Source organism: Sphingomonas sp., from assembly GCF_025353885.1.
Taxonomy (GTDB): domain Bacteria; phylum Pseudomonadota; class Alphaproteobacteria; order Sphingomonadales; family Sphingomonadaceae; genus Sphingomonas_O.
Genome location: NZ_JANXNX010000103.1, coordinates 1 through 26,655, shown reverse-complemented (window position 1 = coordinate 26,655; position 26,655 = coordinate 1). Strand labels below are relative to the sequence as shown.

The following is a 26,655-nucleotide window of genomic DNA, read 5'->3' as shown; positions in this document are numbered from 1 at the left end:
TCGTGGCTGACGGCGCGGAATTGGCGGGAGCTTTGGAAACCGACGCTCCCCGTGGCCCTTCCGAACGCGAGATATGGTTCTGGGGCCTGTGCATATTCCTGCTGACCAGTCCGTTCGTCTATCAACTTACCGGCATCGATCCCTCTCGCGAGATTGCGCGCGACATGTCGACGATGCGCCGCACCGAAGGGTCGGGCGTCCTGCTTTACGTTCTTCGGGTCGCGGTGGCGCTGGCTGCCATGCTCAGCGTGGCGCCCTATTGGCGGACTGCCGTCACACGGCTTTCGCGCATGACGCCCATCCTCCTGTTTGCGGGTTGGGCGACGCTGTCCCTGATGTGGACCGACACGTTCAGTTCGACGCTCAACGGACTGTTTGCCCTGTTCCCCCTGATCATCACCGGTTTTTGCCTCGCGCTGCGATTGCCGCCGCACCTGTTTGCGCGCAGCTTTGTGTATGCAGGGGCATTCATGATCGGGTTTTCGCTGATCTACATCTTTGCGATGCCGCATTTCGGGGTTCACCAGCAGAGCGATGCCGCCCAATCGGTCCACGCCGGTGCCTGGCGTGGCGTCTATCCGCACAAGAACATCTTTGGCGGGATGTGCGCGGCCTATGCGGTGACCACGATGCTCGCCGGGCGCAAGGTGTTGCCATCGATCGTGTTTCGAATCGTCCAGTTCGCGCTGTTGATGGTGATGATCGTCAAAAGCGATTCAGCGACCGCGCTTGCGATTGTCGCGGCGACGCCGTTCGTCGTCGGGGCGGTGCTGATGACGAATGCGATCCAGCGGACGATTCTGGCACTGGTCATCGTGCCGATGTTCATCGTGATCTATTCGCAACTCGAAACGATCCTCGGGCTGTTCGGTCGTGACATGACGTTCACCGGGCGGACGTCGATCTGGGAGATCGCGCCCGATGCCATCGCAAAGCGTCCGCTGACAGGCTTTGGCTACGCTTCGACGACCTATGGCGATTTCATGGTCGAACTGTTTCGGCGTTTCGCGCTGTTCGACCCGCATAACGGGTATCTGAACATCATCCTGAGCACCGGGTTTATCGGCCTGCTGTTGTTCGTGGCAACCTTCGTTACCGCAGCTATTGTCGCCCGGCGCATGTATCTGGTCGGCGGCGCGACGCGTGCGGCAGCGTTTACCAGCTTCGGCATCATCGTCGCATGGCTGATCGCCATGTTCAGCGAATCGCAGGACAAGCCCCTCGGCGCGTTTGCGGCGCTGGCCTACACCTCACTCGGACTGCTGGTTTACCGCAATTTTGCACCTGCGGAGGAGGAAGTGCCGGGCGTCGGCGGTATCGCCGAGAAACCGCCCAAGAGCTATCGACTCGGCAAAGGCGCGCGGATTTCCACCGATCCCGTGCCTGCAATTGCCTCCAGCCGGTGATCGGATAGCCACGTCCGGCTGGCGGTATCATCCGCAATCCAGTATCTGATCACATCGCCCCACTTGACGGGGTTCTGCATGCGCCTCCAGGTCTCCGGCGCACTTTCCGATAAACGCGCATACAGGTCCGGATCACTCAGTAAGTCCGTGAACTGATCTGCCAATTCCGTGGCTTGGCCTGCCCTGAAGACCAGCGCACTTTTGCGGTGGACCAGATGTCCTGAAAACATCGGGTGGTCCGACGCGATGATCGGCGTCCGCGCACACAGCGCTTCGTAGATCGTCAGTGGCAGGCCCTCGGGATAAACATGTCGGCTCGGCACGACGATGGCCGATGCCTCGCGCATGAGCGCGAACACGTCGGCATTGGTGACCAGACCCAGAAAGTCGACGTCGCCAGCGACGCCGCGTTGCTCGGCCAGCGCCCTGAACCGATCGACCTGGCCCGCGCCGACGATCCGCAAGCGGGCAGGGGTGCCGCGCCGGCGGAGTTCGGCGATGGCATCGATTACGTCGCCCACGCCCTTGTCGGGCTGGATCGTGCCAACATACAGCAGCCCCTTGCCCCCGGTGCCGCCATCGGTGCGGGGCGGCAGGTCGTCGGGCCGCCTGACGTGGGGGTAATCCCAGGCTATGATCTTGTCCGGATCGACGCCAATCCCCGCCAGCGATCGGCAGGCGTTGACACCGTGGTTCGTCACCCATTCGACCCGTCGGTCGTTCAGGAGGCGCGCCAGCAGCCCGTGTTTGCGCAACAGCGTCAGCATGCCGTAGTTGAAGGAATCGGCCAGCTGGCAGATCACGCGACGGTTGGTCCTGATCGCCCAGCGGATCAGCGGGCTCATCGGGCCGAGCACCACGACATGGGTGGGATTCCACGCCGCCATCTGGCGCCTGATGTCCGCAGCGCCCTTGCGCGGGTGCGCCGCCGCACCGATCACGGTCACGCCGTTGGGCAGGACATCGACATAGCGTTCCTCGGTCCGGCAGCACATCATCGCGACCTCACCCTCGGCCAGCAGTGCTTCCAATATGCTGAGAACATAACGGTGCCCGTAATAGGTTTCGGTCCCGGTCTCGATCAGCCGGTGATAGGCCGCGCGATAATCTCCGCCAGGCTGGACGAACAGGATGCGCTTCGATTTGTCGCTCATCGGCTGAACGATCCCGTCATCATATCCCAGGGCACGCCGAAGCCCAGAGCATGGCGCCCCGCGATCCAGCATCCCGCAGCGACGACCAGCACGATCGTCGCAAGCGCGTCCTGGCCGATGAAGGACAGCTTCATGCGCCGTTGCCCTACCGACACGAACAGGTAGCGGCCCAGCTCGCTCGCGATGATCGCCGCGATCGCACCGACGAAGTGCGCAAGCTGATAGCCATACCACAGCCCTGCCGCGAGGATCGCAAAGCGCAACACGTTCGCGCCGCTTTCATAGGCGGGTTTGCCCGAACCCATCAGCAGCCCCTCGTTGAGGTTGGACAGGATCGAAAACCAGCTTGCAAACAACAGCAACGACAGCATCCAGCCCGCCTGGGCATAGCGCGGGTCGTAGAGGATGTTGATCGCCCAGTCTCCCGAACCCGCACCGATCCCCATCAACACCGCGCCCGCCAGCACCAGCCGCAACCGCTGCGGGCCCAAATTAGACAGGATCGTGTCGTTGCCCTTCGTGCGTTCGGCGGCCAGCATGGGGAAGATGATCTGGTAGGTCAGCCGTCGCGCCATCAATGCAGGAATTTCGGCGATGGTGCGCGCAAGCCCATAGATACCCAGCAGCGCAAGCGGCGCAATCGCACCCAACGTCAGCCGGTCGAGGTTCCCGGCCGCGAACATGACCAGCGAGGACACCATGATCCAGCGTCCGAAGTGAATGATCTCGCCGACATAGCCGCGGTCCAGCATCAGTTTGTGCGGGGGATGGGGCAGTCGGTAACTCAGCAGCGAGCGCGTCGCGATCGACACCAAGGTTCCGAACACGAGCGCCCAGACCGTCGGCGTGATCAGGGCAAAGCCGACCGCTGCCACGAACCCGGTCAATTCGGCACGAAACTCGAAGAGAGTGCGCTTCTTGACCTCCAGATTCTTGACCAGCGCAAAAATGGCGGTCGAGTGCAGCGAATTCAGCAGCGGCGCAAACGCCACGACCAGAAATATCCGGTAGTCGATGGCATAGAACCGTCCCAGCAGTGGTGCCAGCGCCAGGAACAGCACCGACAGGCCGGTCCCACGAATGATCTGCATCGTCCACGCGGTGTTGAAAAAGGTCGGCGTGAGCCCGTCCTTGTGCCGGACGATATTCTGTTCGATCCCCACGTCGGTCAGGATTTCAATGCCCAGCCGCATCGCGTTGACGACCACCATGACGCCAAAGACGCTGGGGTCCAACAGGCGCGTGAGCACGACATTGGATAACAGGCGAAACCCGTAAGACGAGACGAAACTGCTGATCGACCAGAAAAACCGGCTCGCAAACGCGGAAACCCCTACCGTGCGCATCTTCAGTCAGTCCGCCAGCGCAACGCCCGGACGCGCGGTTTCAGCAGGCGCAGGGCGGGTTGCTCGACCAGCCGATACGCGACGATCGACACTACCGACGCCCCCACGAACGCCACAGCCAGGAACAGCATCGGCGGCACCGGGTGAAAAATCCGCATCATCACCCACAGCACGGCGTTCACGACGAACGTGTGGCTGAGGTAAAGCGCATAGGATGCATTGCCGAGCAGCACCGGCAGCCTGCCCCCCAACACCCGCTCTCCCCGCTGGCCGAGCAGAAGCACGCCCGCCACGATCGCCGCCGCCGGGATGCCAGCGAACAGCGCGCGCGACGGCACTTCAGTATCGACCGGCACCAGCGACAGGAACACGATCGCAGCGGTGATCAAGCCCAGCCCGAGCATGGGGCTGCCGGGCAGCCGACGATAGCCGACGCTCAGCGCCACGCCGAACAGGAATTCCGCGATGACCGGATGGGCGTAGAAAGCCAGTGGTTGCGGCAGCGCGAACAGCTGACCCGCTGCTATCAACGCCATCCCGCCCACCCATAGCGCCAGCACCCGGAACCGCGCCGGCAGGAACAGCACGACCGCAAACGAGACATAAAAGAACATCTCGTAATTCAGTGTCCAGCCCTGACCCAGCAGCGGATAGTATCGGCCATCGTCGGGCCGTGGCCATGGCACGAAAGTCAGCGACGCGACGATGTGTTGCGGATCGAGCCGCGCATGTTTCAGGAAGCTGGGCACAGCCAGCGTCGCCGCCACCATCAGAGCCGTGAAAAAGGCGTAGGTCGGCCATACCCGGACAATCCGGTGGAGCAGAAAATCACCGACCGCGCCCGGGGTCGACGGTCGCTGGATCGACGCCGTTGTGATGATGAACCCGCTGATCACGAAAAATATGTCGACGCCGATGCCCCACGGCACGCCCTGCGCCGCGGCCAGCGCACCCTCGTCGAGGTTGTGCTGCACCATTTCCATCAGGGTATGGCCGACCAGCACCAGCGCGGCCGCCACGAACCGCAACGACTGAAGCCGCAGGATCACCCCTTCGGGCACCCCGCCGGCCGGGCGCACCGATCCCGCCGGACCCTCAGGCGCCAGCGCCGCGATCACGCGTAATAGGCTGTCATGCTATGGAAATAGGCGCTCGGATCGTTCCGGCTCCACTGGGGTTGCTTGTCGAGGTCGACATGCGACAGCGCCGCACCGACCAGCGGGGCACCGGCGTCGCGCAGCAGTTGCGCGGCGGTATTGGCCGCATTGGACGGCGTCTTGCCCCAGCGCACCAACAGGCACACGGCATCGCCCTTGATGGCGAGCCGTCGGGTTTCGGCAATGGCAAGGACCGGAGCCGTGTCGATCACGATCAGGTCGAATTCCCGCCGCAGTTCGACCAGCAGCGCATCCATGTTGGTGCCCCCAAGCTCGTCGGAGGGCCGCAACGGCTGGTTCGACAAGGGCAGGACGAACAGCCCCGATCGATCGTCGATCTGCAGCGCCGACGCCAAGGGCACATCGCCGCTTAAAACCTCCAGCAGCCCGGCCTCCGGACGACTGGCGGCCAGCCCACCGACGTCGCGTCGCGTGTCGCACTGGATCAGGATCGCGCGCTCACCGCCGATCGCCGCCACATGGGCCAGGCATTCAGAGACCGTCGTCTTGCCTTCGCCTGGCAGGGTCGATGTGATGACGACCACCTTGGCATCGCTATTGTCGGTCGAAATGCCGGTCCGCAACATCCGCAGGCTCTCGGTAAAGGCCGAAAACGGATAATCGAGCACCAGTTCGCGCGGAGTCTTGCCGCGCAGCGACGCCGCGCCCAGCGCCGATTTGAAACTGGGCACGCTGGCCAGCGTCGTCAGGCCGATGCTTTCCTTGATCGCATCGGGCGTCCGCAACGTCTGGTCCAGCAGTTCCCGGATCGCCACCGCCGCCGCCGCCGCACCCAGCGCCGCCGTCAGGGCGATGATCAGGAAGATGCTGAGCTTGGGTTCGCTCGGACGCGGCGGGGCCACGGCGTTGGACACGACGCGGGCGTCGCTGGTTTCCAGCCCCTCCTGCGTGCTCGTCTGGCGATAGCGGGCGAGATAGGTTTCATACAACGTCCGCACCGCCTCGGCATTGCGCTCCAGCTCGGCCAGCTTGACCCCGGCGGCACCGTTGGCGGCCAGTTGCGCCCGGGTCTGGTTGACTGTGCCCTGCAATGACGCGACCCGCCCGGCCGACGCGCTGGCGCTGCCCTGCATCCCCGAAATGATCCGCGCGACTTCGGCATTAATCTCGCGGTCGATGTCGGCAAGCTGGCTGCGCGCCTCGACAAGCGCCGGATATTTGTCGGCATAACGCTGTTGCAACTGAGCGACATTGGCACCGATGTCGGCGCGCTGGCGGCGAAGCTGCACGATCACGTCGGAGGTCAGCGCCTGGCTGACGTCCTGTCCAGAGCTCGCACCCTGTTCCTGCGTTCGGGCAGTCGATGCCGACGCGCGCTTCTCCGCAAGGTCCGCCTGTGCGGTGGCCAGCTGGCCGCCGATCCGGTCGAGCTCCATCTGGGTGCTCGTCTCATCCTTCGAACTGTTCAACAGCCCGTGCTGGTTGCGATATTGCTGGACCGCGGTTTCCGCCTGCGAAACCTGCCCGCGCAACTCTGTCAGCCGACTCCCCAGCATCCGCGTGGCCGACTGGGTCGTGCCGGTCTTGAACGCCATCTGGCCGCCCAGATATTGGCCGACCACGGTGTTGGCGATCTTTGCCGCAGTCTCCGAATCATGCGATTCGGCGGTGATGTTGATGGCAAAGGCGTTGCCCGAACGCGAGACCTTTACCTTATTGATCAGCGCATCGGTTGCCGCCTGCGCCGCAGCGGGCGATCCGATCAGCGATGGCTTCACGAATTCGGGATCGCGTTCAAGGTGCAGGACGTTGACGACGCTGCGCGCCAGATCGCGCGACCGCAAAACCTCGACCTGGGTGTCGACGGCAAATGTGGTCGGCTGATCCTCGGTCAGCGCCTCGGTCCGCGCGTCGACGACGTTGGCCCGCTGCGTGTTGACCGCGATCTGCGCCGTCGCCGAATATGTCGGCTTCAACGTCGCGTAAAATCCCATCACCGCAATCGCCACGACCGCCGCCACGATACCCGCCGTCCGGGCGCGCCGCTGGAGGATCATCCAGAGGATCGAGGGTTCAAAAGACACCGCCTTGCGCCATTCGGGAGCGAGGCCGGACTGTGCGAACGGAGCCTTATCCTTAACCATTTTAGCGCGCTACTCCCGACCTTTGCGTCGTTTCGAACAATGACATCATAGACCGGGCGCCTTGTCTGTCGCCCCATATTTTATGGTTTGGCGATCATTGGTTGCAGGAGCGGCTACATAGCCCGTCGACCAATGATCGGAAAGCGCAATATTGCACTGCACCATTTAACGACCAATTCGACATCAATTCGCTTGTGCCAATCGTTCGCCGCCGTAAACGCCGATACTTACTTGATCGCGAAGCATGATCCGGGATGAGACAATACGATGGCGCATCAATCGGGGGCGGGGCGCGAGGGGGAGTCGCACGGGACAGCCGGTGCGGTCCGGGTTGCGATCCTGTTGTCCGACGGCCTGAAGGCGCAGGGCGGGATCGGTCGCATCATGACGTATCTGACCCGCGCCCTGGCCGCCGGACATCCCGAAATTAAGATCACGACACTGCGCACCCGCTTTGCCGAGAGCGGACCGATGAAACACCTGACCGTGCCCGCCGCATTGGCCAGCTTTGCAGTGACGCTCGTCCGCCAGCACATCCAGCTTGTCCACATCAACGTCGCCCCGCGCGGTTCGACCTGGCGCAAGCTGCTGTTCGAACAACTGGCCCGCCGGTTGGGCGTCCCGACCGTGCTGCATCTTCATGGCAGCGGCTATCACGAATTCTACGCCGGGCTTTCCAGTCGGCGGCAGGCGGCAGTCAGGGCGCTGTTCGGGCGGGTCCGCAATGTCGTCGTGCTGGGAGAATTCTGGCAGCGGTTCGTCATCGATGTTCTGGGCGTCGCGGCGTCCCGAGTCGTCGTCATTCCCAATGGCGTGCCCGCAGCCGATCCGCCGGTCGTCCGCCTGCCCGCGCCCGTGCCTGCCTTCCTGTTTCTGGGCATTGTCGGGCACCGCAAGGGCATCGACGTATTCCTGGGTGCGCTCGCCGAATTGCGCGCGCGTGGGATTGGCTGGTCCGCTGTCGTTGCCGGTAATGGTGAGGTTGCCGAGGCCAGGGCAACCAGCGTCGCGCTGGGGCTGGACGACGCGGTCGATTTCCTGGGGTGGGTCGACGAGGGGCGTGCCGATACGCTGCTCCGTGCGGCCGACATTTTCGTGCTGCCGTCGCGCGCCGAAAACCAGCCGGTCTCTATCCTGGAGGCGATGGCGCGAGCGACCCCGGTGATCTCGACCTGCGTCGGTGCCATCGCCGAACAGGTCGTTGACGGCACGACGGCGCTGCTGGTCGATCCGGGCGATGTCGCGGCGCTGGCCAATGCGATGGCGGCGCTGGCCGAGGACCCCGCGCGCGCCGTTGCGATGGGGGTGGCGGGTCGGGCGCGCTTCGAACAGCATTTCTCGGTTGAGGCCTGTGCCGCCCGCTTTGCCACACTCTACCACGCCGCCGTCGCATGACCCCAGTCTTGTCCGGAGCCGAAGTCTTGTCCAAGTCCGACAGGGGTGACGGGTCGGTCACCGCCGAACCCCGTGCCGATCCCTCCACCTATCGTCCCGACATCGACGGCTTGCGCGCCGTCGCCGTCAGCGCGGTCGTGCTGTTCCATGCCGGGTACACCGGCGTCGCGGGCGGTTTTACCGGGGTCGATATTTTCTTCGTGATATCGGGCTATCTGATCGGCGGACATATCTTTGCCGAAATGAGCGCGGGCACGTTCACCTTCGCCAATTTCTACACCCGTCGCGTCCGCCGCATCCTGCCGGCGCTGTTTGCCATGCTGATGGCCTGTTTTCTTGCCGGTGCGCTGGTCATGACGCCCGAGGAGTATCGCGAACTGGGCAAGGAAGCGGTCGCCAGCGTCTATGCCGTGTCGAACCTGCTGTTCTATTCAGGCGGCGGCTATTTTGCGCCCGCTGCGGACCTGAAGCCATTGTTGATGACCTGGTCGCTTGCGGTCGAGGAACAATTCTACATCATATTTCCGTTCGTGATGATGGTCTTGCTAAGGGTTCGGCGACGGCGGGCGCTGGCCATCCTGCTGATCCTCTCGCTGCTGTCCTTCGCCGGGTCGCTGGTCCTGCTGGAGCGTGATGCGACAGCGGCATTCTACCTGCTGCCGACGCGCGCCTGGGAACTAGCCGTCGGTGCGGCGCTGGCGCTCCATGAAAAGCGGCTCCATGGCAAGCCGATGACGGTCGCTGTGACTGAGGGACTTGCCGCGGTCGGGGCAGCCCTGCTGGTCGCGGGCATCTTTTGCTATGTGCCCGCCACTCCGTTTCCGGGCTGGTTCGTGCTGCTGCCGACTCTGGGCGCTGCGGCCCTGCTCGCGACGCGGGGCAGCGTCGTCAACCGCTGGCTGCTGGCACCGCGCCCGATGCAATTCCTGGGCCGCGTCTCCTATTCATTCTATCTGTGGCACTGGCCCGTCTTTTACTTCAACCGCATACTGGGCGGGGAGGGCACGTCGCCCGTTTTCCTCATCGCGCTGGCGCTGGGGCTGGGCATCCTGTCCTGGCGCTTTGTTGAACAGCCCTTGCGCCGCCGGGTGCTGAGTGAACGCGCGGTGCTGGTCAGGTATTTCGGCGTCGCGCTGGCGGTTGCCGGGATCGGGGCCGGGATTTACCTGCTGGGCGGCCTGCCGCAGCGTCTGTCCGCTCAAGCAAGGGCCTTTGCCGCCGAGGCTCGGGTGGCGAAGTCTAACCCCTGCCTGGCGCCCTATGGCACGGCGACGCTGCGCAACCTCGACGTCTGCATGCTGCCTGCCGCCCCCGACCAGGCACGCGTCGTCGTCATCGGGGACAGCCATGGCAGCTCGATCGCGCCCGGCGTGGCGGCGCGTTCGCGCCAGGCGGGGCTGGCGTTCGGTCAACTCACCAAGTCCTCCTGCCCGGCGCTGAACGGCTATTCGACCGATCCGTCCGACCGGCGTGGCCATCGGGCCGAGTGCCTCGCGTTTCAGCGCGCTGCCTTTACCTATGTCGCCTCTCACCCGGAGGTCGCGACCGTCGTGCTGGCGTCGTTCTGGTCGTCGGACTTTGCGCTGAAGGATGCGCAGGAACGCCCGGTCGCGCTGCAACCCGCTCTGGAGGCGACGATCGGCTGGCTGCGCGCGCGGGGCAAGCGAGTGGTGCTGGTGCAGGACGCGCCGACGCTGCGCTTCGATCCCTATGCACGGGTGATCGGCGACCTGATCCCCGTGCGCCGGATGTTCGGTGGTGGCGAGGGGGGCAATTCGATCGCACCGCTCGCGCAGGTCATCCCGGATGCCGCGCGCCCGCTGATCGCGGCTGCAGGGCGGGCGACCGGGACAGCGGTGATCGACCCCCACGCCAGCCTGTGCACCCCCGCTGGCTGTGCCTATCGCAACGCCGGGCACCTGTATTACTTCGATTTCCAGCACCTGACGGCGGCTGGTGCCGAACGGGGCTTCGCGTCCGGTTGGAGGCCCGACCGGGAATCGAACCCGGGTGCGAGGATTTGCAGTCCTCTACGTCACCACTCCGCCATCGGGCCAACCGGACGCGCCTCCTGCAAGGCGCAGGCGCTGGTGTCAACAGCATCTCGCAGCTTGGCGGACGCCCCGGCACGCGATATAGGCCGATGACGCACTGTATTGCATGACCAACACAGCTGTGGCATTGCCCCGATTGGGTGTAAAGGAGAGAGTCTACCAATGACCGCAGACCGCTCTGAGCCCGCCGATCGTTTCGAGGCTGCGCGCCGCGCGATGGTGTCCAATCAATTGCGCACCACCGCGGTCGACGACCCCCGGGTCATCGCCGCCATGGCGCGCGTCCCCCGCGAAGATTTTGTGCCGCCCGCGCGTCGCGATGTGGCCTATACCGACATTGCCATCCCGCTCGTTGGCGGGCGCGCGTTGAACACGCCGATGGCGACAGCGCGGCTGATCAACGAAGCCGGCATCGGCTCCAACGACCGCGTCCTCATTGTCGGTTCGGCAACGGGTTACGCTGTCGCGATTGCCCGGCTGCTGGCAAAATCGGTTGTCGGCCTCGAATGCGATGCCGCGCTGGCGACGGCGGGAGATGTCGTCGGCCCGCTGGAGGCCGGTGCCGCCGACCATGGTCCCTTCGACGTCATCATCATTGACGGTGCCGTTGAGGATGTGCCCCAGGCGCTGATCGACCAGCTCGCGCCCGGTGGCAGACTTGCCACGGCGCTCGTCGAAAACGGTGTCACACGGCTTGCTGTCGGACGGCGCGGTGGGGCAGGGTTCGCACTCACCGCCTTTGCCGATGCCGATGCCGTGATCCTGCCGGGCTTCGTGCGACCGCACGCTTTCGTTTTCTGACATTAAGGGTTGCACCAGTGGTTCATCGTCACCTCCGCGCCTTTTTGCTTGCAACAGCCGTCCTTGCCGGTCCGGCCTCGGCCGACACCCTGCGAGAGGCGCTTGCCAAGGCGTATCGGACCAATCCGACGCTGACCGGTGCGCGCGCCGAACAGCGGGCAACCGACCAGGGCGTGCCGATCGCCCGGGCCCGCGGGCTGCCGAGCGTCGGCGCGACGGCACAATATACCGAGGATTTCGTTCGCTCGTCGTTGAACTTCACCTCGCCCGCACGCAGCACCGCGGCTGGCGTGAACCTCTCGGTCCCGATCTATGCAGGGGGCGCGGTGCGTAATGGCATCAAGGCTGCCGACGCGCGCGTCAGTGCGGGTCTGGCCAATTTGCGCGATACCGAGGCGACCGTGTTTTCCAACGTCGTCGCCGCGTACATGGACGTCATTCGCGACCAAGCGATCGTATCGCTGAACATTCAGAATTTGAATGTCCTGAAGATCAACCTGGAGGCGACGCGCGACCGGTTTCAGGTCGGCGACCTGACACGGACCGACGTTGCCCAGTCGCAGGCGCGCCTTTCGGGAGCGCGCAGTCAGCTCGAATCGGCGCAGGCCACGCTGATCGGCAGCCGGGAGACTTATGTCAGGCTGGTCGGCGAACCGGCGGTGAACCTGGAACCACCACCGCCGCTGCCGAACCTGCCGGTTTCGCCGGACACGGCGGTGACGGTCGCGCTCGACAACAATCCGGGCCTGTTGGCCGCCCAGCGCCGTCGCGATGCCGCGCGGTTCGAAACCAGCGTCGCCCGTGCCAGTCGTGCGCCGAAAATCTCTGCGGTCACCGGCGGCAATTATTCGAATTATCTTGGTTCGCTGACCAGCGCTGGTTCGGGCGTCAACCTTCCGCAAGTCAGCAAGACGGCGCAGGCGGGCATTCAGGTGTCGATCCCGCTATATCAGGGTGGCCTGCCCACGGCACAGGTCCGCCAGGCGCAGGCGCTCGAGTCGCAATCGATCGAACAGACGATCGAGGTCGAACGCAGCATCGTCGCCCAGACGCGGGCTGCCTATGCCAGCTGGCGCGCATCGAACGAGCTGATTATCTCGTCGCAGTCGGCGGTCGATGCCAACACTTTGTCGCTTGAAGGTGTGCGCGCCGAAAACAGCGTCGGCAACCGCACCATTCTCGACATCCTGAATGCCGAGCAGGAATTGCTCAATTCGCAGGTCAATCTGGTTTCGGCCCGGCGGAACAGCTATGTCGCCGGCTTCTCTCTGCTGGCGGCGATGGGGCAGGCAGAGGCCCGCAACCTCGGCCTCGAATCGGGCGCGCTTTACGATCCCACGATCAATTACCGCAGGGTCCGGAACGACATCTGGGATTTCCACGATGATCCGAAACCGTCAGCGGTTGCGACCCGTACGGTTGACACACCTGCGCAAACTCCGTCAGTTATGGGGCCGACGCAGCCCTAGCGGTGGGGCGTCGATACAAGGGGCGCTTTTCGGTGGGTGATATGAGCAACGAACCGTCGATGGAGGACATATTGTCGTCGATCAAGCGTATCATCGCTGAGGACAGCGACGCGGCGCTCTCGGTGCCGCGCGGGCGGCGCGCTGTGGCCGGAGCCACGATGGAACAGCCCGCGGCTCCAACGCCGGCTCAACCCGACGATTCGGAAATCCTTGAGCTCACCGACGCCATCCCCGCCGAAGATGCGGCTTCCGAAGTTCTGTCTGCCAAGGATGCTCCCAGCAAGGATGCGTTCGGCGAATCGAAAGCGAGCAGTCCACTTGCACCTGAAGCCACGCCCGCCCCACTGCTGGTTTCCGACGCGACGCTGACCGCGAGCCGAACCTCGATCGCGGCGCTGTCGGCGTTGGTGATCAAGCCCGAAGTCACTGGCGGCGACACGCTGGAGGGACTGGTCCGCGAAATGCTGAAGCCGATGCTGGCCGAATGGCTAGACCAGCGGCTGCCCGATGTCGTCGAACGTCTGGTCGCACAGGAAATCTCGCGCATCACCGCGCGGGGATAGGCGCGTCGATCCCGACACGCTAAGCGCGGCGCGGTATGACCGAACTTCCAAAGACATTCGACCCCGCTGAAATCGAAGCTCGCTGGTATGCGCGTTGGGAGGACACGAACGCGTTTCGACCCGAGCGGCCCGAGGCCACGCCGTTCACGATCGTCATGCCGCCGCCGAATGTGACAGGCAGCCTGCACATCGGTCATGCGCTCGACATCACGCTGCAGGACATACTGGTCCGCCATGCCCGACTGCAGGGCAAGGATGCGCTGTGGGTCGCGGGCACCGATCACGCCGGGATCGCGACACAGATGGTTGTCGAGCGGCAGATGGCCCTCAGCCAGCAGAAACGCACCGACTTCACCCGCGATGAATTTATTGCGAAGGTCTGGGACTGGAAGGCCGAGAGCGGCGGCCAGATTACGCAACAGCTTCGCCGAATCGGCGCGAGTTGCGATTGGAAAAACGAACGCTTCACTATGGACGCTGGCTTTTCAAAGGCCGTCATCAAGGTTTTCGTCGACCTGCACAACGAGGGGCTGCTGTACCGCGACAAGCGACTGGTGAACTGGGACCCCGGCCTGAAGACCGCGATCAGCGATCTGGAAGTCGAGACTCGCGAAATTCAGGGCAAGTTCTGGCATCTGCGCTACCCACTGGCCGATGGCAGCGGCCATATCTCGGTCGCGACGACGCGACCGGAAACGATGCTGGCCGACATGGCGGTTGCGGTGAATCCGACCGACAAGCGTTACACGGCAATGATCGGCAAGCTGGTGAAGCTGCCGATCACCGGACGGCTGATCCCGATCGTTGCCGACGACCATGCCGACCCGGCACTGGGGTCGGGTGCGGTCAAGATCACGCCAGGCCATGACTTCAACGATTTCGAGGTCGGCAAGCGGGCTGGGTTTGCCGCCGGGCAAATGCTGAACATGCTCGATGCGGGTGCCAACATCATTCAGACTTCGGATGGCCTTATTCCCGATGCTTTGCTGGGCCTGTCGGTTAAGGACGCGCGCGGTCGGGTCGTCGCGATGCTGGAGGAAGCGGGCGCGTTCGAGCGCGTCGAGGACCGCGTGATCCAGACGCCGTATGGCGACCGGTCGGGCGCGGTGATCGAACCGTGGCTGACCGACCAATGGTATGTCGATGCCAAAACCCTGGCGGGTCCGGCGATCGAGGCGGTGCGCAGCGGTGCAATTAAGATTGTCCCCGCGACCTGGGAAAAGACTTGGTTCCAGTGGCTTGAGAATATTCAACCATGGTGCGTCTCACGACAACTTTGGTGGGGGCACCAGATACCGGCGTGGTTTGACGCGGACGGCAAATATTATGTGGCCGAGGACGAGACCGGGGCGCGGGCGCTGGCCGGGGAGGGGGTTGCCCTCACTCGGGACAGCGATGTGCTGGACACCTGGTTCTCATCCGCGCTGTGGCCGTTCGGGACGCTGGGCTGGCCCGATGCCGATTCCAAACTGGCCGATCCCAAACTGGCCAAACACTATCCCAATGACGTCCTGATTTCAGGGTTCGATATTCTGTTCTTCTGGGATGCCCGCATGGCGATGCAGGGCCTGCACTTCATGAAGGAAGTGCCGTGGAAGACGCTGTATCTGCACGGCCTTGTCCGCGCGCCCGATGGTTCGAAAATGTCGAAGTCGAAGGGAAATACTGTCGATCCGCTTGGGTTAATCGACAAATACGGGGCCGATGCGCTGCGCTTTTTCATGGCGTCGATGGAAAGCCAGGGCCGCGACATAAAGCTCGATGAAAAGCGACTTGAGGGGTATCGCAACTTCGCGACCAAGCTGTGGAACGCGGCACGCTTCTGTCAGGTCAACGGCATCGGCGCTGCGACTTCGGTCGGCGCTCCGGCGGCGGAACTGACGGTCAATCGCTGGATCATCGGTGAGGTTGTTCAAACCGTTGCCAAGCTCGACAAGGCGCTCGCCGACCTGCGCTTCGACGAGGCGGCGGGGGCGGTGTATCATTTTGTCTGGGACCGGTTCTGCGACTGGTATCTGGAGCTGATCAAGACCGAAATCTGCGATGAAACCAAGGCGGTTGCAGGCTGGGTGTTCGACCAGATCCTGGTAATGCTGCACCCGTTCATGCCGTTCATAACCGAAGAACTGTGGCACGCGATGGGTGCGCGGGATCATGACCTCGTGCTGGCACAATGGCCTGCGCCAGCGGTCGTTTACGATCAGGCGGTGGCGAACGAGATCGATTGGGTAATCGGGGTCGTTAACGGCGTGCGATCGATGCGCGCCGAATTGAACATCGCGCCGGGAATCATGCTTGAGCCCTCGACCCTGAACGCGTCCGACGCGACCCTCAAGAGAATTTCAGATCATCGCTCGAAACTCCGACGCATGTCTCGAGTCTCGAACTTCAAAACTCTGATGGGGTCTCAAGCAACTGTTAGCGGCTCGGCGCAGATTGTGATTGGGGAGGCAACGCTCATCTTCCCGCTTGCCAACGCGGTCGACCTTCCCGCCGAACGCGCCCGCCTGACCAAGGCCATCGACGCCGCGACCAAGGAAGCCGACGCCCTGTCCAAGCGGCTGGACAACCCGTCGTTTGTCGAGCGGGCCAAGCCCGAAGCCGTTGTCAAGGCGCGGGAGGACTTTGCCGAAAAATCCGCTGAAGCCGAGCGGCTGACAGCGGCGCTGGCGCGACTGGGATGAGCATGAATGTGACCTGGAGGGCTTTCGATGGCCGACGTTGATCCGCAGCGCGCGGCGCGTGCGAAGCCCGACCTGACGATTGGGCCGATCGCCAAGACGTTGATGCTGTTCGCGCTGCCAACGCTTGGGTCTAACATTCTCCAGTCGCTCAATGGGTCGATCAATGCGATCTGGGTTGGGCGGATCCTGGGTGAGAATGCGCTGGCGGCGACGTCGAACGCCAATCTGGTTATGTTCCTGATGTTCGCGGCGCTGTTCGGTTTTGGCATGGCGGCAACGATTCTGGTCGGACAAAACTACGGTCGCCGCGACGTCGATGCGGTGCGGCGGATCATGGGCACCGCGGTCGGCCTGTTCCTGATACTGTCGATACTGATTGCGGTGCTGGGCTGGATCTTCACGCCGCAACTGCTGCATGTTCTCGCCACGCCGCGGGAGGCCGCGCCGCTTGCGCTGGCGTATCTCCGCGTCATCTTTATTGCGATGCCGGCATCGTTCCTGACCGTGTTGCTGATGATGGGCCTGCGTGGGACCGGCGACGCGCTGACCCCGTTGAAATGGATGGCGGTCAGCGTTGTGCTCGATTCAGGGCTTAACCCGGTTTTCATGCTCGGGCTGGGCCCATTCCCGCGCATGGGGATCGCCGGGTCGGCGACGGCGACTGCGTTCGCGGGTTATATCAGCCTGCTCGGCTTGCTGGTCCACATTTATCTGCGCGATCTTCCTGTCAGGCTGAGGGGCAAGGAGTTGCGCTATCTTGTCCCCGACATGGCGCTGGCCAAGGTCCTGATGGTGAAGGGCTTTCCCATGGCGATGCAAATGTTCGTCGTGTCGGGATCGGCGCTGGTGATGATCGGGCTGATCAACCGCGAGGGCGTCGTGGTGACGGCGGCCTATGGCGTTACCCAACAACTATGGACCTATATCCAGATGCCCGCGATGGCAGTCGGCGCGGCGGTCAGTGCGATGGCCGCTCAAAATATCGGTGCGAATAAATGGGACCGGGTCGGGCAGATCACGCGTTGGGGTGTCATATTCAGCCTGTTGCTGACGACCGGGCTAGTGACCTTGCTCGCCATCGTCGATCGGCAGGCACTCGGCCTGTTCCTGGCCCAGGAATCACCTGCGATGCCGATTGCGCGCCATATTCAGTTGATCGCAACATGGAGCTTCATACTGTTTGGCGTGACCTTCGTGCTGTTCGGCACGATGCGCGCAAATGGATCGGTCTGGCCCCCGCTGATCATTCTGGCGCTGTCGTTGCTGCCGTTCCGCCTTGGCGTCGCCTGGGCTCTGCGTCCGACGCTGGGTGCTGACGCGATCTGGCTGAGCTTTCCGATCAGCTCGCTGGTGACGATGCTGCTGGCGATTCTCTATTATCGCATGGGCAATTGGCGGACGATGCACTTGGTGACGCCTCCCGGGCACGTGGAGACCGAGCATGCTGCGTCCGCCACCGCCGAGCCAGCGGGGCGCTTGCAGCCGCCGGGATAAGCGCCCTAAGGGAGGCGCATGTCGATGTTCCCTGCGATCCGCCTTCGCCGCACGCGTGCCAGCAACTGGAGCCGGGCGCTGGTGAGTGAAACCCATCTCGCCCCGCAGCACCTGATCTGGCCGCTGTTCGTGACGAGTGGAAACGGCGTGGAGGAACCGGTTGCCAGCCTGCCCGGCGTGTCGCGCTGGTCGGTAGACCTGATCGTGGGGCGGGCGCGGGAGGCGAAGGCGCTTGGCATCGGCGTGATCGCACTATTCCCCCACACGCCTGCCGAACTTCGCACCGACGACGGGCGCGAGGCGCTGAACCCCGACAATCTGATGTGCCGTGCCATCCGCGCGGTCAAGGACGCCGTGCCCGAGATCGGCGTGCTGACCGACGTTGCTCTCGATCCCTATACGGTACACGGCCATGACGGGCTGGTCGATGCGTCTGGCTATGTCGTCAATGACACGACGTCCGAACGGCTGGTCGGCCAGGCACTGGTGCAGGCCGACGCGGGCGCGGATATCATCGCGCCGTCGGACATGATGGACGGCCGCGTCGGCGCAATCCGCGATGCGCTGGAGGAGGCAGGCCATCTCAATGTCCAGATCATGGCCTATGCGGCGAAATACGCATCGGCCTTTTACGGCCCGTTCCGTGATGCCGTCGGTTCGAGCGGGCTGCTGAAAGGCAACAAGAAAACCTATCAGATGGATCCCGCCAACGCCGACGAGGCGATGCGCGAAGTCGAACTGGACATTGCCGAAGGGGCGGACAGCGTGATGGTAAAGCCGGGCCTGCCCTATCTCGACATCATTCGCCGCGTGAAGGAACGGTTCGAGATACCGGTGTTCGCCTACGCCGTATCTGGCGAATATGCGATGATCGAGGCGGCGGCCGCCCCAGGGGCGGCCGATCGCGATGCGCTGGTGCTGGAAACGCTGCTCGCGTTCCGGCGGGCGGGATGTTCGGGTATCTTGACCTATCACGCGGCGCATGCGGCGCGGCTGCTCAATGGTTGAAGGCGTCGGCCTGATCCCCTTCGGCGGCGTACTGCCGACCGTCGAGGACAGCGCTTTTATCGCACCCGGATGCCATGTCATCGGCAATGTCACGATCGGCCCGCAGTCGAGCATCTGGTACAATTGCGTCCTGCGCGGCGACGTGAACCGGATCGTTATCGGAGCGCGGACCAACATCCAGGACGGCACGGTCATCCACGTCGACTCGGCAAAGGACGGCCACGATGGATTGCCCACGATCATCGGCGACGACGTGCTGATCGGTCACATGGTCATGCTCCACGGATCAGTCCTGCACGACCGCGCATTCGTCGGGCTGGGCAGCATCGTCATGGATGGTTGCACGATCGAATCGGACGGGATGCTGGCCGCGGGGTCGTTGCTGACGCCGGGAAAGACTATCCGCAGCGGCGAATTGTGGATGGGTCGCCCTGCCAAAAAATTGCGTGACATGGACGCCGACGAGATTGCCCGCAATCGTCGCGGTGCGCCGGCCTATGTAACGTTGGCGCAGCGACATAAGGCCGAGCCGGGTTTCAACCGTCCTTAGCGGGTAAGTTCCTGCAGGCGTTCAGTCTGGCGTGCGACAATAGTGCTGGCTTCGCTTTCTGCTGCTGTCAGTTCGGCCACGCCACCCAATTTCGGATCGCTTGCAGCCGCCTGCGTCTGCGCCAGCAGCAGGGCCGCAATCTCAGCAAGCCCGCCCGCACTGTCCTGGCGCGCGGCCTCCAGCGCCGATTGCGCCTGCTGTCCGACGACCCATGCTTCGCTACCCTCGGCCGCGCCACGCCCGGCGGCGATCTGGCGACCGCTGGCCCGGTCGGTCCGGGTGAATTGGGCGTCGCCCATCTTCACCTTGGCGAGCGCGTCGACGATCTGTTTCTGGAGGGCAGGGTCGATGGGGCCAGCGGTCACCGAAACCGCGACCGGGGGAGTGGCAAGCGCCTGTTTTTCAATCGGTCGGGGTAGCAGCGAAGGGGGGTTGACCCCATTGCTGCAAGCCGAAAGCGCAAGCACGAACATCGGGACGAGGCGTTTTGTCATGGCCGTGGCATAGGGAAGTGCGCATCGCCGAGCAACGGGCGGCGTAACGGGGTTGCACCTTTGGAAACGCTCGCCTAGGGGAACCATCCCAGTGCGCCCGTAGCTCAGCTGGATAGAGCATCAGACTACGAATCTGAGGGCCGGGCGTTCGAATCGCTCCGGGCGCACCAATTTCTCCATGAGGAATTATAACGGGAAGGCGGGTAGCAAAGCTCGTCTGCCACCAGGCTGGTGTCCATCGACATCATGTCCACGCCCTTAGACCTTCGCTGCTTCCTCCGACCGCTCGCGCAACATCGTGATCGCGTCGAGTATCTTCGCACCACCCAGAAAGACCGCGCCCGAACAGGCGGCCATCAACAGCCATCCTCCGTAGCCCGGGTAAGTCACCAGATACGCCTTGCCGCGCTCCATTGATCCAGTCGCGAGCGAGTATATGATGAGATAGGCTTCCCACTTGGTCTTGATAGTGAAGAGGCGACCGATTTTTTTTAACATGCCCTTGATAGAGCAAGGACCGGGCCAAGCGCGAAAAACCGTGGATCGGCTGTCACCGTCATGGTTAAATGTAAATTAACTCGACAGTTCGGGAAGACTTAGCGCCGAAATCAGGGCTGCCCGCGCCCGCCTGATGCCCTCGATTACAGCGCTGTTTCCCAAGTCACCGGGCTCCATCGTTTTCGGCCAATGCCGCTCGACGACGTCCCCGATCATCTCCAGTTTCGCCGTGTCCGCCATGAAGCGTCGATCGACGGTCGTCGGGTCGGCAACCACACGCAGGCGCAGGCAGGCGGGACCGCCGCCGTTAGCCATCGATTCGCGCAGGTCGACCGGGACCAGTCGCCGGATCGGGCCATTGCCCGCAATCAGGCTTTGCAGCCATGCCCAGACACGCGCGTTGTCCTGCGCCTCGTTTGGCAGGATCAGCGCCATGCCGCCGCCAGCGGGCAAGGTCACAAGTTGCGCGTTGAACAAATAGCTGGAGATGGCATCGCCAAGCGAGATCACGTCAGCCGGAACTTCGATAATCTCGACTTCGGGCAGCCGCTCCTGCAACGCACCATAGAATTGCGCCTTGTCCTCGAACGCCTGCTCGTGGGTGAACAGCACGCGTTCGTTGGCAACGGCCACGACGTCGTTGTGGAATGCGCCCGCAGCGATTGCCGCCTCTGATTGGGCCACGAACAGCGCGCTGTTGACGCCATGCAGTCGCGCCACCGCCTTTGACGCCTCGATATGCTGGCGCGCCGGAAAGCGACCGCCGCGCACGCCATAGACGAAGACCTCGATACCTGGTGCGCTATGCTCACGACACAGGCGCATGTGGTTGGCCGCGCCTTCATCACCGAACGGGGCCGGGATGGGGGCATGGATCGCAAATGCGGGGTGGGCGAAGGCCAGCTTTAGCTGGGCCAGCGTGCCCGGCCATTCGTGCGCGCGGTGGGCCATGGTCATCAGGTTCGCGGGGGTCAGGTGGCAGCGCCCGTCGTCGGTGTCGGGGGCGGGCGACACGGTGGCGGCGTTGGCGGCCCACATTGCCGATGCCGACAAAGCGGCTGCGCGAATATGAGGCTCGGCGTGGTCGGGATCAGAGCCAATCGACGCCAGCCAAGCAACGTCTGGACGATCGTGCGGCAGGAAGAACCCCTGCGCCAGCCCGAGCGCCATGTTCGCCCGCATCTTCTCGATCCCCTGCAACGCCGCCGCCCGGGGATGCGAAATAGCGCCCGCATTGCTGGCCGAGGCGAGATTACCCGCGCTCAGCCCCGCATAGTTATGACTGGGGCCGACGATGCCGTCGAAATTGATTTCGACCAGGCTCATTGCGGCGCCACCAGGATTTCGTCGCCTGCGGCCACGCCCAGCAACTGCGCGGCGGCGGGATCGATCCGGTCGCCATCGACGCAGCCCCACGTCGCCACGAATTCATCCAGCCTGCCGTGCGACACTATGGCGCGTGTCGCATCGTTAGTGGCCACCGCGCCGATGGTGGCGAACCGGGCATCCCGGACCGACCGAATGCGGTCCGTCGGCGCGCGCATCGTCGGCCCACCGTCGAAAATGTCGACATAGCCGTCCGCTGAAAATCCTTCGCCCTCCAGCATTCGCATGGCCGCGCGCCCCGATGGGTGGGGCAGGCCGATGGCGGCACGTGCGGCTTCACTCAGCATGGCGATATAGACCGGGTGCTTGGGCATCAGGTCGGCGATGAACTGGTGGCCGTGGATGGCGTTGAATTCGTCGGCTTCCTGAAAGCTCATTCCGAAAAAGCGGCCCGCGATCCCGTCCCAGAACGGTGAGCCGCCGCTTTCGTCGATCAGGCCGCGCAATTCAGCGATCGTCGTGTCGGCAAAGCGGGCGCGGTGCTGGCGGATGAACAGGTAACGGCTGCGCGCGATCAGCATGCCCAGGCCGCCGGCGCGTTCATGCGGGTGAAGGAACAGGCCGCCGACTTCGCTCGCTCCTTCCAAGTCGGTCGAAAGCGTCAGCATGTCGGCGCGGAACGTGCGTTCCAGCTCGCGGGAATGCTGCGTCAGCGTGCCGATGCGATAACTGTAAAAGGGCGCGCTCATGCCCACCTGGCTGAATATCTGGCAGGTGCCACGGACCTGACCGGTCTCGGTATTTTCCAGCACCAGCACGAACAGGTCTTCGCCCAGAACATCCTGCGCGCCTGCAAAGGCCACCGCCGACCGGTCCAGCTTGGCAACCAGCGACGGCTTGTCGGGCGGCAGGTTGGTAAACCCGCCGCCGGTCAGTTTCGCCATTTCATACAACGCCGCAAGGTCGGACGTTCGTGCTGCCCGCATCCGGAATGTCACTGGCTTTCCCCATCGGCAATGCGGTGCAGGACCAAGGCGCTCAGCATCGCTCGCTCCTCCAGTGATTTAATAATCAGATATTCGTCCGACGAATGGATCGCGCCTCCGCGCACACCCATCGTGTCCACCACCGGGACCCCGCACGCCGCAATGTTATTGCCGTCGCACACGCCGCCGGTCGCTTTCCACCCGATCGCCTGGCCCAGTGCCGTGCCACAATCGCGGACCAGGCTAAACAGCTTTTCGGCAGGCGGGTCCATGGGCTTGGGTGGGCGTCCAAAGCCGCCGTGCACATGGATACCGACATCGTGCAGCGTCGCGATCTCGACGATGGCGAGGTCGATTGCCGACCGCGCACGGTCCTCGTCGGCGGGGGTGGAGGGCCGCATGTTGACGCGAAGGACGGCGTGATCGGGCACGACGTTGTTCGGTCCGCCGCCGTCGATGCGGGCAGGGTTCACCGACAGCCCGGGTGCCTGAACAGCCGCCAGCCGCAGCGCAAGTGCCGCCGCCGCCAGCAATGCATTGCGCCCGTCCTCCGGGTTCCGCCCCGCGTGCGCGGCCCGGCCCGTCACGATGAAGCTGAAGTTTCCGCTCCCCGGACGCGCGCCCGCCAGCGTGCCGTCGGGCAGGGCGGCGGGTTCATAGGTCAGCGCCGCCACCTTGCCGCGCGCCAGTTCGGTGATCAGCGCGGACGACGACAGCGACCCGGTTTCCTCGTCGCTGTTGATTAGAACGTCATAGCCAAGGGCAGTCGCGCCTGTACTCCCCTCGAATGCCGCCAGTGCCGCCAGCATCACCGCGATGCCCCCCTTCATGTCCGCCACGCCCGGCCCGTTGACGATGCCGGGTTCACTCTCTCGCAAAGTCTGGAAGACATGGTCGGCGCCGAACACCGTGTCCATATGGCCGGTCAGCAGCACCCGCCGGTTCGCCTGGGGGCGCACGCAAAGGTGCAAATGCTGGCCGTGCGCGTGCTCCTGCCGCGATCCATCGGGCAAAATCGCATCGACCGGGGCTGCTTCGACCAACCGGACGTCGCCCGGCAATGCCGCAAATGCATCGGCCAGCAGTCCGGCGACTGTCGCCAGACCTGCCAGATTGCCCGTCCCCGAATTGATCGCTGCCCAGGTTTCAACCTGGCGCAGCATCGGCGCAGCGCCCGCCCGGTCGATCAGTGAGTTTTCGTCATATGTCAGTGTCGTCATTCCACCCGTCTAACCGGCAGTCACCCGCTTGTCGAAGGGGCCAAACGGCGTCATAGCGGCGGCGGTTTCCTCCCCGGCACCACCAGTACGCATCGACCATTAGCCAAGGAGTTCCCATGCCCGTCTATCTCGACCGCGCCACCCTGAAGGTTGCGCCCGCCCTGATCGATTTCGTCGAGCATGAGGCGCTTCCCGGCACTGGCATAGAGGCTGCCGCACTGTGGAGCGGGCTGGCTGAAATTATCGCCCATTTCACGCCGCACAACCGCAGCTTGCTCGAAAAGCGCGACGCTCTGCAGGCAAAGATCGATGAATGGCACAGCGCGCGCGCAGGCCAACCTCACGATGCCGAAGCCTATCAGGCATTCCTTCGTGAAATTGGCTATCTGGTCGACGAACCCGCCGTCTTCGCCATCACGACCGACAACGTCGATGCCGAGGTGGCGACGCTCGCTGGACCGCAGCTGGTGGTGCCATCGCTCAACACACGCTTTGCGCTGAACGCCGCCAACGCGCGCTGGGGCAGTCTGTACGACGCGCTTTACGGCACCGACGCGCTGAACGCACCCCCGGCGGTTGCGGGCGGATATGACCCGATCCGCGGGGCCGCGGTCATTGCCTATGCCAAGGATTTCCTCGACCGCGCAGTGCCGCTGGGATCGGGCAGTTGGGCCGACCTGACCTCGGTTGCCGATCTTCCGGCCATTGGGTGGCGAGGGGATCGCAGCAACCCGTCCGCCGTTCTGCTCCGTAACCACGGCTTGCACATCGAACTCATCATCGACCGGGATAGCGCCATCGGCGCCAGTGACCCGGCGGGCATTGCCGACGTCATCCTCGAATCGGCGCTGTCGACGATCATCGACCTTGAGGATTCGGTCGCCGCCGTCGATGCCGATGACAAGGTTGTCGCTTACCGGACGTGGCTCGGTCTGATGAAGGGCGACCTGACCGCGACTTTCGAAAAGGGGGGCAGGACGCTGACCCGCGCGCTCGATGCCGACCGCGAATGGCAAGGGACCGGGGGTGCCTTCACGCTCCACGGGCGCAGCCTGATGTTCGTCCGCAATGTCGGGCATCTGATGACCAACCCGGCAATCCTGCTGCCCGACGGTTCGGAAGTGCCCGAGGGCATATTGGATACCGTCATCACGTCGCTCATCGCGCTGCACGATAATGGGCAGAACAGCCGCGCCGGCAGCATCTATATCGTCAAGCCCAAGATGCACGGACCCGAGGAAGCCGGCTTCACGAACGCGCTGTTCGACGCGACCGAGGATCTTCTGGGCCTGACGCGCAACACGATCAAGGTCGGCGTGATGGACGAGGAACGGCGGACCTCTGCAAATCTTGCGGCAACGATCCATGCCGTGCGGAGCCGAATCGCCTTCATCAACACCGGCTTCCTCGACCGCACCGGTGACGAGATGCACACGTCGATGCGCGCAGGGCCGATGGTGCCGAAGGCAGAGATGAAAGCGTCCGCCTGGATCAAGTCGTACGAGGGTCGCAACGTCGCCATCGGGCTTGCCTGCGGGCTGTCGGGCAAGGCGCAGATCGGCAAGGGCATGTGGGCCGCTCCCGACCGCATGGCCGACATGATGGTGCAGAAGATCGGCCATCCGATGTCGGGCGCGAACACCGCATGGGTGCCGTCACCGACCGCGGCCACGCTGCACGCGATGCATTATCATCAGGTCGATGTATTTGCGCGGCAAGCAGAGGTCGCCGCGATCCCGCCGCTGTCCGCCCTGCTGACGATCCCGCTTGCAGCCGGTCGCAACTGGTCGCCGGCCGAGGTCGAGCGCGAACTCGACAACAATGCTCAGGGAATTCTGGGCTACGTCGTGCGCTGGATCGACCAGGGCATCGGCTGTTCGAAAGTCCCCGACATCGACGATGTCGGCCTGATGGAAGACCGCGCCACGCTCAGGATTTCATCGCAACATATGGCAAACTGGCTGCTCCACGGCGTCTGTTCTGCAGAGCAGGTCGATGCCGCACTGCTGCGGATGGCGGCAAAGGTCGATGCCCAGAATGCTGGAGACGCGCTGTATCGGCCAATGGCGCCAGACCCAGCGGCTAGTATCGCCTTCACCGCCGCCCGGGCGCTGGTGTTTGAGGGACTGACGCAGCCGAACGGCTACACCGAACCGTTGCTCCACAAGTTTAGGCAGGCGGCAAAGGCAGGAACGGCCTGAACTCCTCGAGCACCTCTTCGTAAAGCTTTTTCTTGAAGGTCACGATTAACTGGGGAAGCTCCCACGGATCGACCCATTGCCATGCGCGGAACTCGGGGTGTTCGGTTTCGAGGTTCACATCCGCGTCGGTCCCGAGAAACCGCGCGAGGAACCAGCTTTGCGTCTGCCCTGCGTAACGCCCCTTCCACAATTTTTTCTGTAGCTCGGGCGGCAGGTCGTAGGTCAGTTTGCGCGACGCCTGGGCGATGATCTCGACCTGGTGCGGGGCGATGCCGGTTTCCTCCTTCAGTTCCCGGAGGGCACCATCGCGCGCGTTTTCACCCTCGTCGAGCCCACCCTGTGGCATCTGCCACGCGTCGAAGCTCGAATCGATACGCTGGGCAACGAACGCCTTATTCTCGGCGTTGATCAACATGACCGCGGCGGCTGGGCGATAGGGAAGGGTGTTCATGGATCGTCTCCGGTTGACCGCTATTGTCCGAGGAGATGATGGTTGCGCAACTGTGAAATTCACTGCCGTCACCCGGCGAAGGCCGGGGCCTATACCGCTTCCGGGTCGGGTGCGCCTCTTTCTGACAGCCGTATAGGCCCCGGCCTGCGCCGGGGAGACGACGAAATTTAGTTCGCCAGGAACCCGAATGCTCCACGCCGTCCACCACCCCGACTATATCGTCCAGAACCCCGACAGTGCGCATCACTTCAGCAAATATGCCGTCGTCATGGACATCTTGCGGGCAGAAGGCG

Annotated in this window: 21 protein-coding genes, 2 tRNA genes and 1 pseudogene; 12 read left to right on the top strand and 12 right to left on the bottom strand. The window is 63.8% G+C overall.

Features of this window, described 5'->3' with window-relative positions:
- Positions 1–2 precede the first annotated feature (2 nt).
- Positions 3–1,406 carry an O-antigen ligase gene (locus Q0R02_RS11400; protein WP_293883622.1) on the top strand — a complete coding sequence of 468 codons (1,404 nt, stop codon included), beginning with the start codon at positions 3–5 and terminating at the stop codon, positions 1,404–1,406.
- Here Q0R02_RS11400 and Q0R02_RS11395 read toward each other — a convergent pair.
- From Q0R02_RS11395 to Q0R02_RS11380, 4 genes are read right to left on the bottom strand one after another with little or no spacing between them, the layout of a single operon-like run.
- Positions 1,340–2,560 (bottom strand): glycosyltransferase, encoded by a 1,221-nt coding sequence (locus Q0R02_RS11395; RefSeq protein WP_293883620.1) that lies wholly within the window; start codon positions 2,558–2,560, stop codon positions 1,340–1,342. The two genes, Q0R02_RS11400 and Q0R02_RS11395, sit on opposite strands and share 67 nt — an antisense overlap.
- Positions 2,557–3,906 carry an oligosaccharide flippase family protein gene (locus Q0R02_RS11390; RefSeq protein ID WP_293883618.1) on the bottom strand — a complete coding sequence of 450 codons (1,350 nt, stop codon included), beginning with the start codon at positions 3,904–3,906 and terminating at the stop codon, positions 2,557–2,559. The genes Q0R02_RS11395 and Q0R02_RS11390 overlap by 4 nt, the downstream gene beginning before the upstream one ends.
- Positions 3,907–3,908: 2 nt before the next feature.
- Entirely contained in the window at positions 3,909–5,024 is a 1,116-nt protein-coding gene (locus Q0R02_RS11385) for an acyltransferase (protein WP_293883616.1), read from the bottom strand.
- On the bottom strand, positions 5,021–7,168 hold the full coding sequence (locus Q0R02_RS11380) for a GNVR domain-containing protein (protein WP_293883614.1): 2,148 nt from the start codon (positions 7,166–7,168) through the stop codon (positions 5,021–5,023). The genes Q0R02_RS11385 and Q0R02_RS11380 overlap by 4 nt, the downstream gene beginning before the upstream one ends.
- A gap of 267 nt (positions 7,169–7,435) precedes the next feature.
- Between Q0R02_RS11380 and Q0R02_RS11375 the strand changes: the two genes are divergently transcribed.
- The gene (locus Q0R02_RS11375; RefSeq protein WP_293883612.1) at positions 7,436–8,563 is read left to right on the top strand and encodes a glycosyltransferase family 4 protein; all 1,128 of its coding nucleotides are present in this window, start codon (positions 7,436–7,438) and stop codon (positions 8,561–8,563) included.
- Here the strand turns inward: Q0R02_RS11375 and Q0R02_RS11370 are convergent.
- Positions 8,542–8,793: a hypothetical protein gene (locus Q0R02_RS11370; RefSeq protein ID WP_293883610.1), complete on the bottom strand. Its 252-nt coding sequence runs from the start codon at positions 8,791–8,793 to the stop codon at positions 8,542–8,544. The genes Q0R02_RS11375 and Q0R02_RS11370 overlap by 22 nt on opposite strands.
- Between Q0R02_RS11370 and Q0R02_RS13840 the strand changes: the two are divergent.
- Positions 8,701–10,467, top strand: a pseudogene (locus Q0R02_RS13840) (acyltransferase family protein); the annotation flags it as partial. The gene Q0R02_RS11370 and the pseudogene Q0R02_RS13840 overlap by 93 nt on opposite strands.
- Before the next feature lie 78 nt (positions 10,468–10,545).
- On the opposite strand, the gene Q0R02_RS11360 reads toward Q0R02_RS13840, so the two are convergent.
- Positions 10,546–10,619: transfer RNA gene (locus Q0R02_RS11360), tRNA-Cys, on the bottom strand.
- A gap of 160 nt (positions 10,620–10,779) precedes the next feature.
- Here Q0R02_RS11360 and Q0R02_RS11355 point away from each other — a divergent pair.
- The 7 genes from Q0R02_RS11355 to Q0R02_RS11325 are packed head-to-tail and all read left to right on the top strand — an operon-like array spanning position 10,780 to position 19,186.
- Positions 10,780–11,418, top strand: coding sequence for a protein-L-isoaspartate O-methyltransferase (locus tag Q0R02_RS11355; protein WP_293883606.1), 639 nt, complete (start codon positions 10,780–10,782; stop codon positions 11,416–11,418).
- 17 nt (positions 11,419–11,435) lie between these two features.
- Complete coding sequence (locus Q0R02_RS11350) at positions 11,436–12,887, top strand: TolC family outer membrane protein (protein ID WP_293883604.1); 1,452 nt, start codon at positions 11,436–11,438, stop codon at positions 12,885–12,887.
- A gap of 41 nt (positions 12,888–12,928) precedes the next feature.
- Positions 12,929–13,450 (top strand): DUF2497 domain-containing protein, encoded by a 522-nt coding sequence (locus Q0R02_RS11345; RefSeq protein ID WP_367271463.1) that lies wholly within the window; start codon positions 12,929–12,931, stop codon positions 13,448–13,450.
- A gap of 35 nt (positions 13,451–13,485) precedes the next feature.
- On the top strand, positions 13,486–16,134 hold the full coding sequence (locus Q0R02_RS11340; RefSeq protein ID WP_293883600.1) for a valine--tRNA ligase: 2,649 nt from the start codon (positions 13,486–13,488) through the stop codon (positions 16,132–16,134).
- A 27-nt stretch (positions 16,135–16,161) separates the two neighbouring features.
- Entirely contained in the window at positions 16,162–17,628 is a 1,467-nt protein-coding gene (locus tag Q0R02_RS11335) for an MATE family efflux transporter (RefSeq protein ID WP_293883598.1), read from the top strand.
- 18 nt (positions 17,629–17,646) lie between these two features.
- Entirely contained in the window at positions 17,647–18,636 is a 990-nt protein-coding gene (hemB, locus tag Q0R02_RS11330) for a porphobilinogen synthase (protein WP_293883596.1), read from the top strand.
- The gene (locus Q0R02_RS11325; protein ID WP_293883594.1) at positions 18,629–19,186 is read left to right on the top strand and encodes a gamma carbonic anhydrase family protein; all 558 of its coding nucleotides are present in this window, start codon (positions 18,629–18,631) and stop codon (positions 19,184–19,186) included. Before hemB ends, Q0R02_RS11325 begins: the two co-directional genes overlap by 8 nt.
- Here Q0R02_RS11325 and Q0R02_RS11320 read toward each other — a convergent pair.
- A complete protein-coding gene (locus Q0R02_RS11320) occupies positions 19,183–19,680 on the bottom strand; it encodes a hypothetical protein (protein ID WP_293883592.1) in 498 nt (165 codons plus the stop codon). The two genes, Q0R02_RS11325 and Q0R02_RS11320, sit on opposite strands and share 4 nt — an antisense overlap.
- A gap of 93 nt (positions 19,681–19,773) precedes the next feature.
- On the opposite strand from Q0R02_RS11320, the gene Q0R02_RS11315 reads away from it, so the two are divergent.
- A tRNA-Arg gene (locus Q0R02_RS11315) sits at positions 19,774–19,850 on the top strand.
- 88 nt (positions 19,851–19,938) lie between these two features.
- On the opposite strand, the gene Q0R02_RS11310 is transcribed toward Q0R02_RS11315, so the two are convergent.
- From Q0R02_RS11310 to Q0R02_RS11295, 4 genes are all read right to left on the bottom strand, one after another.
- Complete coding sequence (locus Q0R02_RS11310; protein WP_293883591.1) at positions 19,939–20,178, bottom strand: hypothetical protein; 240 nt, start codon at positions 20,176–20,178, stop codon at positions 19,939–19,941.
- A 75-nt stretch (positions 20,179–20,253) separates the two neighbouring features.
- Positions 20,254–21,504, bottom strand: coding sequence for an N-succinylarginine dihydrolase (locus Q0R02_RS11305; RefSeq protein ID WP_293883589.1), 1,251 nt, complete (start codon positions 21,502–21,504; stop codon positions 20,254–20,256).
- Positions 21,501–22,502, bottom strand: coding sequence for an arginine N-succinyltransferase (locus Q0R02_RS11300; RefSeq protein WP_293883587.1), 1,002 nt, complete (start codon positions 22,500–22,502; stop codon positions 21,501–21,503). Before Q0R02_RS11300 ends, Q0R02_RS11305 begins: the two co-directional genes overlap by 4 nt.
- Complete coding sequence (locus tag Q0R02_RS11295; RefSeq protein ID WP_293883585.1) at positions 22,499–23,710, bottom strand: hydrolase; 1,212 nt, start codon at positions 23,708–23,710, stop codon at positions 22,499–22,501. Before Q0R02_RS11295 ends, Q0R02_RS11300 begins: the two co-directional genes overlap by 4 nt.
- 116 nt (positions 23,711–23,826) lie before the next feature.
- On the opposite strand from Q0R02_RS11295, the gene Q0R02_RS11290 reads away from it, so the two are divergent.
- Positions 23,827–25,911, top strand: coding sequence for a malate synthase G (locus Q0R02_RS11290; RefSeq protein ID WP_293883583.1), 2,085 nt, complete (start codon positions 23,827–23,829; stop codon positions 25,909–25,911).
- Here Q0R02_RS11290 and Q0R02_RS11285 read toward each other — a convergent pair.
- Positions 25,880–26,362 carry an RNA pyrophosphohydrolase gene (locus Q0R02_RS11285; protein ID WP_293883581.1) on the bottom strand — a complete coding sequence of 161 codons (483 nt, stop codon included), beginning with the start codon at positions 26,360–26,362 and terminating at the stop codon, positions 25,880–25,882. The genes Q0R02_RS11290 and Q0R02_RS11285 overlap by 32 nt on opposite strands.
- Between the last annotated feature and the right edge of the window lie 293 nt (positions 26,363–26,655).

Bases quoted from the DNA above. Each gene is read 5' to 3' on its own strand.
- Q0R02_RS11310 (WP_293883591.1), bottom strand. From the start codon at position 20,178: ATGTTAAAAAAAATCGGTCGCCTCTTCACTATCAAGACCAAGTGGGAA.
- Q0R02_RS11320 (WP_293883592.1), bottom strand. From the start codon at position 19,680: ATGACAAAACGCCTCGTCCCGATGTTCGTGCTTGCGCTTTCGGCTTGC.
- Q0R02_RS11375 (WP_293883612.1), top strand. From the start codon at position 7,436: ATGGCGCATCAATCGGGGGCGGGGCGCGAGGGGGAGTCGCACGGGACA.
- Q0R02_RS11355 (WP_293883606.1), top strand. From the start codon at position 10,780: ATGACCGCAGACCGCTCTGAGCCCGCCGATCGTTTCGAGGCTGCGCGC.
- Q0R02_RS11345 (WP_367271463.1), top strand. From the start codon at position 12,929: ATGAGCAACGAACCGTCGATGGAGGACATATTGTCGTCGATCAAGCGT.
- Q0R02_RS11285 (WP_293883581.1), bottom strand. From the start codon at position 26,362: ATGAACACCCTTCCCTATCGCCCAGCCGCCGCGGTCATGTTGATCAAC.
- Q0R02_RS11295 (WP_293883585.1), bottom strand. From the start codon at position 23,710: ATGACGACACTGACATATGACGAAAACTCACTGATCGACCGGGCGGGC.
- Q0R02_RS11380 (WP_293883614.1), bottom strand. From the start codon at position 7,168: ATGGTTAAGGATAAGGCTCCGTTCGCACAGTCCGGCCTCGCTCCCGAA.
- Q0R02_RS11305 (WP_293883589.1), bottom strand. From the start codon at position 21,504: ATGAGCCTGGTCGAAATCAATTTCGACGGCATCGTCGGCCCCAGTCAT.
- Q0R02_RS11290 (WP_293883583.1), top strand. From the start codon at position 23,827: ATGCCCGTCTATCTCGACCGCGCCACCCTGAAGGTTGCGCCCGCCCTG.
- Q0R02_RS11335 (WP_293883598.1), top strand. From the start codon at position 16,162: ATGGCCGACGTTGATCCGCAGCGCGCGGCGCGTGCGAAGCCCGACCTG.
- Q0R02_RS11390 (WP_293883618.1), bottom strand. From the start codon at position 3,906: ATGCGCACGGTAGGGGTTTCCGCGTTTGCGAGCCGGTTTTTCTGGTCG.
- Q0R02_RS11340 (WP_293883600.1), top strand. From the start codon at position 13,486: ATGACCGAACTTCCAAAGACATTCGACCCCGCTGAAATCGAAGCTCGC.
- hemB (WP_293883596.1), top strand. From the start codon at position 17,647: ATGTCGATGTTCCCTGCGATCCGCCTTCGCCGCACGCGTGCCAGCAAC.
- Q0R02_RS11370 (WP_293883610.1), bottom strand. From the start codon at position 8,793: ATGTCCGCCGATCAGATAGCCCGATATCACGAAGAAAATATCGACCCC.
- Q0R02_RS11325 (WP_293883594.1), top strand. From the start codon at position 18,629: ATGGTTGAAGGCGTCGGCCTGATCCCCTTCGGCGGCGTACTGCCGACC.
- Q0R02_RS11395 (WP_293883620.1), bottom strand. From the start codon at position 2,560: ATGAGCGACAAATCGAAGCGCATCCTGTTCGTCCAGCCTGGCGGAGAT.